The sequence below is a fragment of the Chryseobacterium panacisoli genome, from assembly GCF_008274625.1.
GTDB lineage: Bacteria > Bacteroidota > Bacteroidia > Flavobacteriales > Weeksellaceae > Chryseobacterium > Chryseobacterium panacisoli.
Genome location: NZ_VTRU01000002.1, coordinates 410,049 through 423,610, shown reverse-complemented (window position 1 = coordinate 423,610; position 13,562 = coordinate 410,049). Strand labels below are relative to the sequence as shown.

Below are 13,562 nucleotides of genomic sequence, written 5' to 3'. Positions count from 1 at the left end.
AAAATTTTATTAACAGCGCTTTCATATTATTTATTTATAATTGAATTAATAGTAACTACAGATTGGTTCACCTGCTGGATAGATTCCAGATATTTCAACTGAATATTGGTAGCAGTCTGCAGGGCAAAAAGATATTCTACATAGGAAATTTCCCCTGTTTTATATCCCAGCTGAGCAGCTTTTACAATTTTCTCAGCATTAGGCAGGGCCTGACTTGTGTAATAATCATACTGCTGAATATCCTGCTGGTACTGGCTGAAAGCATTTTCCAACTGGGCTGAAAGCTGTTTCTGCTGCATTTTAGCATTGGTTTCAGCGACCTGTTTTTCGTATTCCAAAGCCTGGATTCTTGCTTTCGTAGCACCAAATGTCAATGGAATTGCCACGCCGACTGTTGCCGACTGAAAACGTTTTCCTGAATTATAAAAATTTTCCTGTCCGTTGATGGTATGAAGACCTATTAAAGACTGATTGGTATATCCTAAACTGAAATCAGGCAGCCCAAGGGATTTTTCTACTTTCTTATTTTTTTCAGCAATCTCCATTTCCTGATAAAAAGCTTTTACAGTAGGATTATTGGCAACTACTGCACTATCGAGTACATTTTCTGCTTTTAAAGGCGCATAATCTTTATTAAACGGAACTTCAAGATCTTCTGACGTATTCATCAGGGTCTTTAAATTCTTATAGGCATTATTCAGAAATACTTCATTTTGTCTGAGCAGCAGATCAATTTCTCCTTTCTGGGTTTCTGCAGTACTGATTTCAATCTTTTTGATATCTCCCGCTTTGAATCTTACGGTTGCAATTCTGATGAATTCCTCATAATATTTATCCAGACTGGTCAGCTGAGCTTTATTATACTGCAAATATTCAATCTGATAATAATAAGTCCGCACCTGTTTTATCAACTCATTCGCTGTGATTTCTTTATCAATCTGTTTACTTTTAATATTCTCGTTGATTAAATCTTTTCTTGCTTTAAAAAGTGTTGGAAAAGGAATACTTTGTGAAATAGCAAACGACTGGTCAAACTTTGGACTGTTGTATTGTCCGAGCTGGGCTTCAAAGCTTAATTTAGGAAGTTCTTTCGCTGTTGCCCTTAATGCTTCAGCAGATTTAATGCTTAAATCTTTTGACTGCAAGGTTAAGTTATTATTGACTGCCTGTTCTACCGCCTGTTCTACCGAAATGGGTCTGGACTGTGCTTTAAAAGTTTGTCCCAGCATCATGAATCCTAAAACAAGAACAGTCGTTATTATTCCCATGTTATTATTTTTTCTTTTCAAAATCTTTGTGTTAAAAATGATATACAGCATTGGTAAAACGAACAGCGTAAGGAATGTAGCCGTTACCAGACCACCAATCACAACTGTGGCAAGAGGTTTCTGTACTTCGGCTCCTGCTCCGGTTGAAATGGCCATTGGTAAAAACCCTAATGAAGCCACTGTTGCCGTCATTAATACTGGTCTCAATCTGGTTTTTGTTCCTTCAAATACTCTTTTCAGAATATCTGTTTCACCCTCTTTTTCTAACTGGTTGAATGTTCCGATCAAAACAATTCCGTTCAGTACTGCCACTCCAAAAAGTGCAATAAATCCGATCCCGGCACTGATACTGAATGGCATATCTCTTATTAAAAGTGCAAATACACCTCCAATAGCACTCATTGGAATCGCTGTAAAAATCAATGCAGCCTGTTTGAATGAGCGGAAAGTAAAATACAACAGCATAAAAATCAGAAGTAACGATACCGGAACAGCGATCATCAGACGTTTGCTTGCTTCCTGCAGGTTTTCAAACTGTCCGCCATACGTAAAGTAATATCCGGAAGGCAGTTTCACTTTATCCAGCTTTGCCTGAATATCTTTTACCACGCTTTCCACATCACGGTCTTTTACATTAAATCCGATAACAATCCTACGTTTTCCCTGCTCGCGGCTGATCTGTGCAGGCCCAAGTTTATAACTTATATTAGCCACCTGTGACAATGGAATCTGTGCTCCGGTACCGGAAGTGATCATCAGATTATTCACATCTGAAATATCGGTTCTGTGAAGACTGTCCAGACGGACTACGAGATCGAAACGTCTTTCATTTTCAAAAACCTGTCCGGCAGCTTTTCCTGCAAAGGCTGTACTTACTGCGTTGTTGACATCTTCGATATTCAACCCATAATTAGCGATTCTTGTTCTGTCATATTGAACATTAATCTGCGGAAGACCACTCACTCTTTCAATCTGAGGGGCTGTAGCTCCGTCTACTGTCTGGATGATTTTCCCTACTTTATCTGCATATACCGCTAAAGAATCCAGATTTTCCCCAAATATCTTTACTGCTACATCCTGTCTGATCCCTGTCATCAACTCATTGAAACGCATCTGGATAGGCTGGTTTTTCTCAAAGAACACTCCGGGAATTGTTTCCAGTTTTTCACTGATCTCATCAGCAAGTTCGTCATAGGATTTTTTGGTTTTCCATTCGCTTTGTGGTTTCAATACCACAATCATATCGGTTGCTTCAGGCGGCATTGGATCTGTAGGGACCTCAGCGGAACCTGTTTTCCCGACAACCATTTTCACCTCATCAAACTGTTTAATAATTCTTGATGCCTGCATAGATGTTTCTATACTCTGACTGAGCGAACTTCCCTGTGGTAAAATGCAATGAAATGCATAATCTCCTTCCTGCAGCTGCGGGATAAATTCGCCCCCCATATTTTTAAAAATAAAAGCAGAAATAAGAAAAACCACAGCCGTGGCTGAAACGATTATATATTTTATTTTAATGGCTTTTTTTAATAATGGTTGATATATCTTTTGCAGACGGTTCATCATTTTATCGGAGAACGTTTCTTTATGCGATATTTTCTTAGATAAAAATAAGGCGCTCATCATTGGAATATACGTTAGAGATAAGATCAGGGCACCCAGAATGGCAAATCCTACTGTTTTTGCCATTGGAGTAAACATTTTTCCTTCTACTCCGGCCAGTGTAAGAATCGGAATGTATACAATAAGAATGATGATTTCCCCAAAAGCAGCACTGCTTCTGATCTTTGATGCTGAAAGGAATACCTCTTCATCCATCTCAGACTGCGTTAATGCGCGGACAGATTTCCTTACTCCCAAATGATGTAACGTGGCTTCTACAATAATTACGGCACCATCTACAATCAATCCGAAATCTATCGCTCCAAGACTCATCAGGTTGGCACTTACCCCGAAAACATTCATCATTCCCAATGCAAACAGTAAGGAAAGCGGAATGGCTGAAGCTACGATAAGTCCGGCTCTTAAATTCCCCAAGAAAACTACAAGCACGAAAATAACGATTAGCGCTCCTTCAATAAGGTTTTTCTGTACGGTATTAATCGCTCTGTCCACAAGGTCTGTTCTGTCCAGGAATGGTTCTATAATAACATCATTGGGAAGAGATTTCTGTATGGTCGGAATTTTTGCCTTGATATTGCTGACCACTTCATTACTGTTGGCCCCTTTTAACATCATGACTACTCCACCTACCGCATCAACTTTTCCATCATATGTTAATGCTCCGTAACGGACAGCACTTCCCAAACGAACATCAGCAACATCTTTTATAAAGATTGGAACGCTTCCTGTTTCATTTTTAACTGCTATGTTTTTAATATCTTCAAGAGAGGTCACCAATCCGATTCCACGGATGAAATAGGCATTGGGTTTTTTATCAATATAAGCTCCTCCTGTATTTTGGTTGTTTTTTTCAAGCGCTGTAAATATTTCAGTGATGCTTGTTCCCATTGCTTTTAAACGATTGGGATCAATAGCCACTTCATATTGTTTTAATTCACCTCCGAAACTGTTGATCTCAGCAACTCCGGGAGTTCCGTTCAGTTGTCTTCGGACGATCCAGTCCTGCATGGTTTGGAGTTCTTTGGCATTGTATTTCTTTTCGCTTCCTTTTTTAGGGTGAAGAATATACTGATATACTTCTCCAAGACCTGTACTTACGGGAGCCAGCTCGGGAGTTCCTACTCCTTTTGGAATTTCTTCCACAGCATTTTTCAGCTGTTCATTAATGAGCTGTCTCGCAAAGTAAACATCAACATTTTCCTTGAACACCACTGTAATCACAGAGAGCCCGAATCTTGAAATACTTCTTGTTTCCTGAATATCGGGAACATTGGCAATACTCTGTTCAATGGGAAAGGTAACCAGCTGTTCCACTTCCTGTCCCGCCAATGTAGGACATACGGTAATGATCTGCACCTGATTGTTGGTGATATCCGGTACAGCATCTATCGGCAACCTGGTGGCACTCCACGTTCCCCAGATAATCAGTACCAGGGTCATCAAGCCAATGATCACTTTATTTTTAATACTGAATTTTATTATTTTATCTAACACGATTTATATTTAATTTTTATTGAAATGAATGCATATCGCATAAAATACTGCAGCAAAAATATCCTGAAAACCTCTGCAATGGTATTGCAAAGTTTCAAGCACAGTTAAGTATTAGAAAGCATAACTTTCTAAAAGTCAATAAAAATTAAATTTTAGGAGGCTGCCAGATAGGATCGTAAATCTGGTAAGCAAAGTCGTTTTTGTGAAATAAGATCTTCTTAGAAAAGTAGGCAGGAATCTGCTCAGGAATTTCCAATAAAGGATCCATTTTAAATGCTGAAACCGTCATCTGACAGCAGCTGCAGGCACACAGCGGAGAACAGATATCTCCTTTTTCTGTGGAATGAACTCCATGAATGCTTAATGAGATCTTATTATTTCCTGAATTCAGCGGATGGGACGTGTCTTCACATGGCATTAATGATAGCGCCATGAAATAAAATGCAAGTATCCATCTTAAGAGGTTCATTGTGACAAAGGTAGAGATTTTTTCTAAAATGGAAATCTACTACTCTAGAACTTACTCGGAAAAAATATATTTTCTTGTCTTATCTTTTTTGATTTATTGACTTTATATTAATAAAATTCACCATTTGAACAATTATTACAACAAAAACAACAATAAAACAAACTATTCATTAAAAACAGCATAAAATAAAACATTATCTATTAAAAAATACTAATACAATCCAAACAAAACAATATTAAGTCATAATTTTTAATAAATTTGCAAAAAAAATATTTAATACGACATCGTTTGTCGCATTCCATTTATAGTTTTACAAAAAAAAATTAATTAATAATTATGAAAACACAATTATTTTCGATTGCACTGTTAGTGTCATCATTTACATTCGCACAAAGTTGGAATATCATTGGAAATTCAGGTACCAATTCATCAAACAATTTTATTGGGACTACAGATAATCAACCGTTAATCCTTAAGGCTAACAATAACCCTTCATTTCGTATACTTCCAACCGGAGTATTAAGAGTTGGATTGAATGATACAGATATCAATCCGTATACTACCATGAGAGTTTATAGTAATGAAAATACTCTTCTTGAAATTGCTAATTCATTGGGAAGGTTTCAAATTGGAAAATCTTCATGCAATGGCTGCTATGGCGGCGGCGTAGGAGATACGGTATTAAGGAATCTTGACGTTTCTCACAACATCATTGTCGCTCAGCCTAATGATGGCAATGATGGCTCCACATATTTTGGTATTCAGGACGCTCATAACGGGACATGGGTGAAATTTTTCAACAATGCCATTGCCAGATTTGATGGTAAAATTAAGGCTAAAGAAGTTGAGGTAAAAGCTAATGTATGGGCTGATTATGTGTTTAAAAAAGAATACACATTGAGATCTTTAGAGGATGTTGAAAAACATATTATCGAAAAAGGACATTTACCTAATATCCCAACTGCTGAGGAGGTAATCAAAAATGGGATTAACGTTGCTGAAATGAACTCCAAACTTCTTGAGAAAATTGAAGAATTAACTCTTTATTCGATTGAACAAAATAAACAAATAAAGCAACAGGCAGAACAGCTTAAAAATCTTAAGGATGAAAATAGTATTTTAAAGACTCAATCTGTAAAAATTGAAAAGTTAGAACAACAGGTTCAACTACTCTTATCAACACAAAAATAAACACAAATGAAAAGAAAATTATTATCGCTATCATCTCTGATGATAGGGTTCTTCGGCTTTTCCCAGACCGAAGTTTATTTCAAATATGATGAGGCCGGAAACCAAAGATACAGAGGAATTGATGCTGCCGGTAAAAAAGCTGAAGAAATTGTTTCAAAAGAATCAAAAGTAGCAGCCATTACTAGACAAGTTCCTGTTATTGATGAAAAAGCATTCCTGAAACAAATACGTCTGTATCCGGTTCCTGTTAATGATTACCTTACCATAGACTGGACAGAGGAAATAGATGGATTAATAGAATCTGTTTCATTGTATCAACACAGTACAGTTCACTGGAAATTTCAACAGCAGAATATTCCAGGCTTAAACCGTCAGGTTAAAATCAATATGACAGGTTATGACTGGGGCGTGTATGTTGTTCGTTTTACGCTAAAAGACGGCAGAATTTTTAGTAAAAACATCACCAAACGATAAGAATCATGAAACTTTACGATAAGAAAATGCAACTATTTTCATCATTTATACTGTCATTATATTCAGTATTGGGCTTTTCACAGACCATATTATATCAGGCGGAAAGTATCTCAAGAACGGTGCAAGATCCTCAAACAGTGGTGTTAGCACCCGGGTTTCGCGCGTCTTCCAGCTCATCTAATCCATTTATAGCCAAAATAGGTCCTTCCAAAGATAATCCGGGTGGCGGACCAACAAATTCACAGGCAGGTATTAATAATCCTTCCAGAACCGTAGAAATAGATAGTATCAAATTCCATGATACGAAAGGAAACATAGAGGTAAATGGAGGCGGCCAACTACAATTCACCTTACCTATCGCGCTGCCTCCCGGGATAAAAACCGTAGCCCCCCAAACAAATCTGGTGTATACCAGCAGTTCCGGAAATGGAATTGCCGGATATGGTTGGAATTTATCCGGATTAACATCAATTTCCAGAGTCGGAAAAACTATTGAAAAAGATGGGAAACCTCAGGGAATCCAATGGGATTATACTGATTATTATTCTTTCAATGGAGAGAGATTAGTTTTGAAATCAGGTGAATACGGCAAAGACGGAGCAGAATATGTTCCTGCAAAATATTCTAATATTAAAATAAAATCTGTAGGGGTAAATCCTGAACAGAATGGACCGCTTTATTTTGAAATTACATTTGAAGACGGTTCAAAAGCATGGTATGGTCTTAATGCCGATGCAAGAACTTCAGCTGAATATAATATCAGCAAATGGAAAGATGTACAAGGAAATTATATTTCTTACAACTATGTACAGGGAAAAGGAGTTACTACCATACATAATATAGCATGGGGTGGTAATGAACAGCAGAATAAAAGCCATTTTAACTCCATTGAGTTTACCTATGCGGACAGAATTTTAAAAGAACAAACCTACATAAAAGGGTTAACATATACTCAAAGTATGATCTTATCTGAGATCAAAGTAAATTCAAACGGAAATCTGTTTAAGAAATATTCACTTGAGTACATTCAAAATAAAACAAACTATCAGTTTTTAAGTAAAATTACTGAATCTAATTCTGCCGGGGCAAATGCTAACCCAATAAACATTCAGTATCAGCAGGACCCTTCTGCTACCAATACTCTTTGGCAAGACAGCAGATATGATGACCTTTATGACCGTTATCAGGAGGTTATTTCCGGAGATTTTAACGGGGACGGAAAACTGGACTTCATAAAGGACAAGACCTTAATGATTAACCGATTGGAGAATTCGGGGCTGTTTTATAATTTAACCTATCAAGGCAAGTTTTTAGGTGTTGGAACAGGAATTAAAAACAATATCCTGCTCAACAAAAGTGTATTTTTTACTTCTCAGACTTCATTTGAAGAAAAAAATGTTTTGATAAGAACCTATGAAGTAATTGATGGTAAGGCTGAGTTGATATCCTCAAAAAAAATTGATCTAAGCAGCTATCCTCAGCTATTCACAGAAATCAGAGGAACACTGTATAACAACCTCATCATCGAATACAATGATCTTAAATGCAAAATCAAAGAGGCTGATTTTGACGGGGATGGAGTTTCAGATTTTCTGTTAAGCATTGAAAATGTAGCATATGGGTATCCAAATGGCCCTGGAGAATGGTCTGAATATTTTGATTCACTGTATCTTTCAGAAACGTTCTATTACAATACCAGAACCGGAGTTCTGCAAAAACAAGACAGTGATGAGTTTGAAAAATTTAAAATAGCCGACTTTAAAGGCGAAGGTAAATCGAATCTGCTTAAAATTCAGGATAATAATATTTACATCTATGAATTAAACACACAGAACAAATTTGTACAGGCCTTTTCCACTACAAAAGAATCCTTCAATGATGTTATTTATCTGGGTGATTTTAACGGAGACGGAAAAACAGATATCATGGCTCCTATCGCTGATGGTTCCTCAGACTGGAGAATGTATCTGTCTACAGGTGCAGGGTTTGTAAAACACTATTATTCTAATCTTTTCCTATATGAACCTTGGTGGGAGGGAAGTTTAAGAAAGAACAGACAGATTCAAAGAACATATACTACCTCTGACTTAAATAAAGATGGAAAAAGTGATCTCTTAATTTTTGAATCCCAAAGGTGGAACCGAGACGGCTGGACCGATTGGAACAATCCTGATTCCAGTTATGGCTTTAATTTCCTGAGAAATGATGGTGTTGACAGTAATGGTAAACCTATATTTAATAATGCTCACAGTCTTGCTCCAGTAGAATTAAACTGGGATGGAGAAATAGGCAATTATTCTATGTATGGCGAGCAATTCAGACCTCTATTCGGGTCGTTTCGTATAGCCCAGCTCAATACTGATTTTGCCATTATCCATAGAACGAAAATGATTACCTGGGATTTGGGAAGCAAACTTAATGTAATTTCCAAAATTAAGTCAATACGTCAGGCCGGAATAAAAACCGTTGTAGAATATTCTTCTTTAACAAATTCAGGAAACATCTATCAGTCATTCTATACTACGAATCCGATTGCATACCCTTACATCAACATCACCGAAAACTATAGTTATTTTGTTGTTTCAAGATTGATTCAAGGGGATCGTAAACAGGAATTCAGATACAGGGACTTAATTGGAAACCTTCATGGAAAAGGAATGATTGGTTTCAGACAAACGGCCAGATCAACGTTTTTCAGTGATGCATTAGTCAATACCAAAGTTTGGAACGGCTTTGAAATCAATCCTGTCAACGAAGGATTACCTTATAAAGACTGGAGTATACGTACAGCGGATGAATCAAAAATATTCCCTGCAGATATTTCATTGAACAATACTCAATTATTATCGTTTAAACAGTATGACTACAAAATAGATAAACTTTTGAACGGAGCTGTAGTTCCGGTAATTCCCGATACGGAAAAATCTAAGGCTGTTCTTGCAATCAATCCGTACATCACTACATCAAAAGACTTTTTAAAGAACATCAAAACGGTACATACTGTAGAAGAGTATGATAATTTATATCTTCCTAAAAAATCTACCGTAAATATTAATGATGGATTTTCTGTTTCTACGTCAGAATTAGAATATTTCCCTCATGACACAACATCAGGAACCACTTATAGTATAGGAAAGCCTAAGACCAAAACAACAACTGTTAAGGCTTATGGTGACACCAAATCAACAAAAGAGGAATACATTTACACCAATAATCTTCTCAAAATCTATAAAATAAGTAATAGGGATAATACAGGGGCTTTAACTGAAATATACAATTATGATAATTTTGGAAATGTAATTCAGAAAGTAAATTTAAATAGTGTTGACTCTCAGAAGCAAATTACCAATTATCAATATGATGATAAAGGTAGATTTGTTATTAAATCTACAGATGACCTGGGATTAGAAACCAATACCCTTTACAATGACTGGGGATTAGTGACTAAAAAGACAGATCCTCTGGGGAACACTTTAGAAAATGAGTATGACGCATGGGGTAAATTAATGAAATCCAAAACAAATATCTCCGGAGTTACCACCTATGAATATGTAAAAGATAACTTATATAATTCGGCTGTTATAGAATATGACCCTAGTGGAAATATTTCAAAAAAATACACCAACAAATGGGGACAGGATTATAAAGAATCTTCTAAAGCGTTTAAGCAGGGACAATATATTTCTCATGACATTGTATATGATGTACTGGGAAGAAAAACAGCTGAAAGCGAACCTTATTTTGAAGGACAAAGCTCTAATAAATGGAACACCATTTCTTTCGATGACTCAGTATTCCCAGCCAGGATAACAACAACAGCATTTAATGGGAAACAGGTAAAAGTTTCAGTTTCCGGCAACACAACAACAGAAGAAGAAATTAACGGAAATAAAAGGATAACCACCAAAACCATCGATGCCTTAGGAAATGTTATATCCACCACCGATAAAGGAGGAACAATCCAATTTTCATATAATGCCGCTGGAGAACAGATTCAAGCTAAATATAATGAGAATATTGTTACTACCAAGTATGACACATGGGGTAGAAAATCAGAATTTAATGATCCTTCCAACGGATTATACAAATATGAGTATCATGGGATGGGCCAACTTAAAAAAGTTACAAGTCCAAAGGGAACAAAAGAATATACCTATAACAATCAAAGACAGCTAACCTCTCAAAAGGAAATTTCAACTACAGATGGCGGCCAGGCTACTAATAAAGTTATTTCTTATAGTTATGACAACAAGGGAAGACTTATTTCAAAGTCCGGTACCTCAAACGGGAAAAATTACAGTTCCAGTATTGTATATGATCCACAAGGAAGACTACTTTCATCATCAGAAAGCAGTAACGGTAAATATTTTATACAGAAAGGAATTGTTTATGACGACAAGGCAAGAGTTGTTTCTTATGAAAAACAACTGTATTCTTCAGGTATTCTGACAAAAGTAAACATTGAAAATATTTACAGCGACTGGAGTGGTGAACTTTATCAGATAAAGGATAAAAATTCCGGTAAAATACTTTGGCAGCTGAACGAAATCAATGCAAAAGGCCAGGTATTAAAATCCAAACTGGGAACAACAGAAATTATTAATGATTATGATCTTACCACTAATGTCCTAAAGGAAATCAAACATGGGTCACCTGTTAAGTCTAATCTTTTACATATCAAATATCAGTTTGATGCATTAAAAAACCAACTTGACAGTAGAATTACAGGAGGAGATTTCAATATCAATGAGCTTTTCAAATATGATGACAACAATAGATTAATCTCATGGACAAATCCTACAAACGGACAGGAAAACTCTAACGTCTATGACAGCAAAGGGAGAATCCTGGAAAATAATCAGATTGGAAAAATTAAATTTGAAAATTCTAACAAAATTTATCAGGCAACCGGGATGACCCTGAATCCTGCCGGAGAACAAAATTATCAGAATGACCTTATCCAAAGCATTTCTTATAATGAAAATAATGATCCTGTTTTTATTGATGGAGAGAAAGGAGATGTAGCCTTCCAGTATGGTTTGGCCTCGATGAGACAAAGAGTAACTTATGGTGGAAATTTTGATACGGATAAAGATGGAAAGTTTACAAAATATTACAATGAAGATGGCAGCTATGAAATCGTAAGAGATAATACCACAGGTAAAGAGAAACACATCCTTTATATTGACGGTTCTCCTTATGAAAGCAACATTATTTACGTAAAGAACTATACGGAGGAAAACGGATCCTATAAGTTCCTTCACAAAGATTATTTAGGCAGCATCTTAGCAATAAGTGATGAAGGCGGAAATAAATTAGAACAAAGACATTTTGATGCATGGGGGAATTTCACCCATCTTCAAATAGGAAGCGGAGCAGTAGAAACTAACATTAACAAAATAAAAGAAATTGTAAACAATGGAGGTCTGCTATTGGAAAGAGGGTATACTTCTCATGAGCATTTTATGGAAGTAGGAATCATTCACATGAATGGAAGACTTTACGACCCGTTATTGAGAAGATTCTTAAATGCCGATGAATTTATTCAGGATCCTTATAATACCCAAAACTACAACAAATACGGGTATGTAATGAACAACCCATTGATGTTTAATGACTTTACCGGAGAGATCATGGGATGGGATGATGCCCTTATTGCTATAGGAATTGCTATATTTACTTCTGTAGCTACAGATTATTATTTAAACAGGCCAATTAATATTGGCAGCATGTTCCAATCTGTCGCAATGTCTATGATGTCCATGGGTATCAGCAATGGTATTGGAGATATTTTCAAAGCGGGAGGTGAAGTCGCAAATGCCCTCGGAAAAACAGGAACTATTATCGCCAGAGCTGGGGCCCATGCAATAGCACAGGGCACATTATCTCTTGTACAAGGAGGAAATTTCTGGAGTGGATTATTAAGCGGAGCTTTTGCAAGTGTTTCTAATGATTTACTTAATTTTGCTTCAAATCATGTAGGAGATAACAGCATTTTAAAAAGTGATGGTTTTGCCTTACTTAACGGCGCTGTTAGTGGAGGTGTTGGTTCTGTATTAGGAGGTGGTAACTTCTGGGTAGGGGCCGGACAAGGACTTATGGTTACAGCTTTTAATTTTCTTGCGCATAAGGAAAGTACAGTTATTGAAGAAAGTCCTGACAATGGTTACGACGAAAATGGAAAGAAAATAAATAATGTTGGTGGTGATAAGACAGACTACATTCTACGAAAAACTCAACTTGGAGGAGAAGATGTTTATGCTATACTAGCAAGCACAGAAGTAAAACACACTTATGGTCCATATGGAAACCATGAAGGCTATGGATATAGAGCACACAACCAGTTGCAAAGTCCAACTTTGTATGATCCAAGTTTTGACATAGTTAGTACAGCAGTTTCGATAGGTGAGATAAAGGCAGGATATAGTTTAATAAAAATGGGGATTTCTTCTGTACCTAAATTATCAACTACAGGGTTTAGAATGATGAAAGTAGGAAATGCCTCTAGCACTACACTTCAATCTTCTGTTTTCTTCACTAAACACCTTAGAAATGCGGGGTTAAATTACAGTGTAAAAAGCTGGCCTACATTATATAAACCAGCAAAAACATTAGGTACTTTCTTGGGAAGAAATTCTCCTATTATAGGAACAGGAATGATTGGACATGGAGGCCATTCAGTTTATAATAAAATTAAATAATGGAAGCAAACGAAACTATCAGTAAAGAGGTAATAATATTTTTTAAAAAAAATCTAATGTTAAAACAAATTGATAAAAATACTATTATTAATACTGAGAATTTTACATCAGAAGATGCATTTTTTATATTAGAAGATTTTATAAAAAAATTTGATATTAATAAAGGATTTTTAGACATTGATTCATACTTTCACCCTACATATATAAATGGATCATTATGGAAAGCTTTTTTACACAATATTGGATTTATTAAGCCCGAATATAAAAAGCTCCCACCAATTACTATTTCTCATATGATAGAAGTTGCAAAGAGAAAAGAGTGGTTTAATCCAGAATAAT

6 protein-coding genes are annotated in these 13,562 nt (G+C 36.1%); 4 read left to right on the top strand and 2 right to left on the bottom strand.

The window, feature by feature from the left end:
• Positions 1-26 precede the first annotated feature (26 nt).
• Positions 27-4,388 (bottom strand): CusA/CzcA family heavy metal efflux RND transporter, encoded by a 4,362-nt coding sequence (locus FW781_RS12340; RefSeq protein WP_149387711.1) that lies wholly within the window; start codon positions 4,386-4,388, stop codon positions 27-29.
• A 145-nt stretch (positions 4,389-4,533) separates the two neighbouring features.
• Positions 4,534-4,857: a DUF6660 family protein gene (locus tag FW781_RS12335; protein WP_149387710.1), complete on the bottom strand. Its 324-nt coding sequence runs from the start codon at positions 4,855-4,857 to the stop codon at positions 4,534-4,536.
• Between the two features lie 336 nt (positions 4,858-5,193).
• On the opposite strand from FW781_RS12335, the gene FW781_RS12330 reads away from it, so the two are divergent.
• The 4 genes from FW781_RS12330 to FW781_RS12315 are packed head-to-tail and all read left to right on the top strand — an operon-like array spanning position 5,194 to position 13,561.
• A complete protein-coding gene (locus FW781_RS12330; protein ID WP_149387709.1) occupies positions 5,194-6,048 on the top strand; it encodes a cell wall anchor protein in 855 nt (284 codons plus the stop codon).
• A 6-nt stretch (positions 6,049-6,054) separates the two neighbouring features.
• Complete coding sequence (locus FW781_RS12325) at positions 6,055-6,522, top strand: hypothetical protein (RefSeq protein WP_172625717.1); 468 nt, start codon at positions 6,055-6,057, stop codon at positions 6,520-6,522.
• A gap of 5 nt (positions 6,523-6,527) precedes the next feature.
• Positions 6,528-13,223: an RHS repeat-associated core domain-containing protein gene (locus FW781_RS12320; protein WP_149387708.1), complete on the top strand. Its 6,696-nt coding sequence runs from the start codon at positions 6,528-6,530 to the stop codon at positions 13,221-13,223.
• Positions 13,223-13,561: a DUF1493 family protein gene (locus tag FW781_RS12315; RefSeq protein WP_149387707.1), complete on the top strand. Its 339-nt coding sequence runs from the start codon at positions 13,223-13,225 to the stop codon at positions 13,559-13,561. The genes FW781_RS12320 and FW781_RS12315 overlap by 1 nt, the downstream gene beginning before the upstream one ends.
• Position 13,562 lies beyond the last annotated feature (1 nt).

Bases quoted from the DNA above. Each gene is read 5' to 3' on its own strand.
- FW781_RS12335 (WP_149387710.1), bottom strand. From the start codon at position 4,857: ATGAACCTCTTAAGATGGATACTTGCATTTTATTTCATGGCGCTATCA.
- FW781_RS12315 (WP_149387707.1), top strand. From the start codon at position 13,223: ATGGAAGCAAACGAAACTATCAGTAAAGAGGTAATAATATTTTTTAAA.
- FW781_RS12320 (WP_149387708.1), top strand. From the start codon at position 6,528: ATGAAACTTTACGATAAGAAAATGCAACTATTTTCATCATTTATACTG.
- FW781_RS12325 (WP_172625717.1), top strand. From the start codon at position 6,055: ATGAAAAGAAAATTATTATCGCTATCATCTCTGATGATAGGGTTCTTC.
- FW781_RS12330 (WP_149387709.1), top strand. From the start codon at position 5,194: ATGAAAACACAATTATTTTCGATTGCACTGTTAGTGTCATCATTTACA.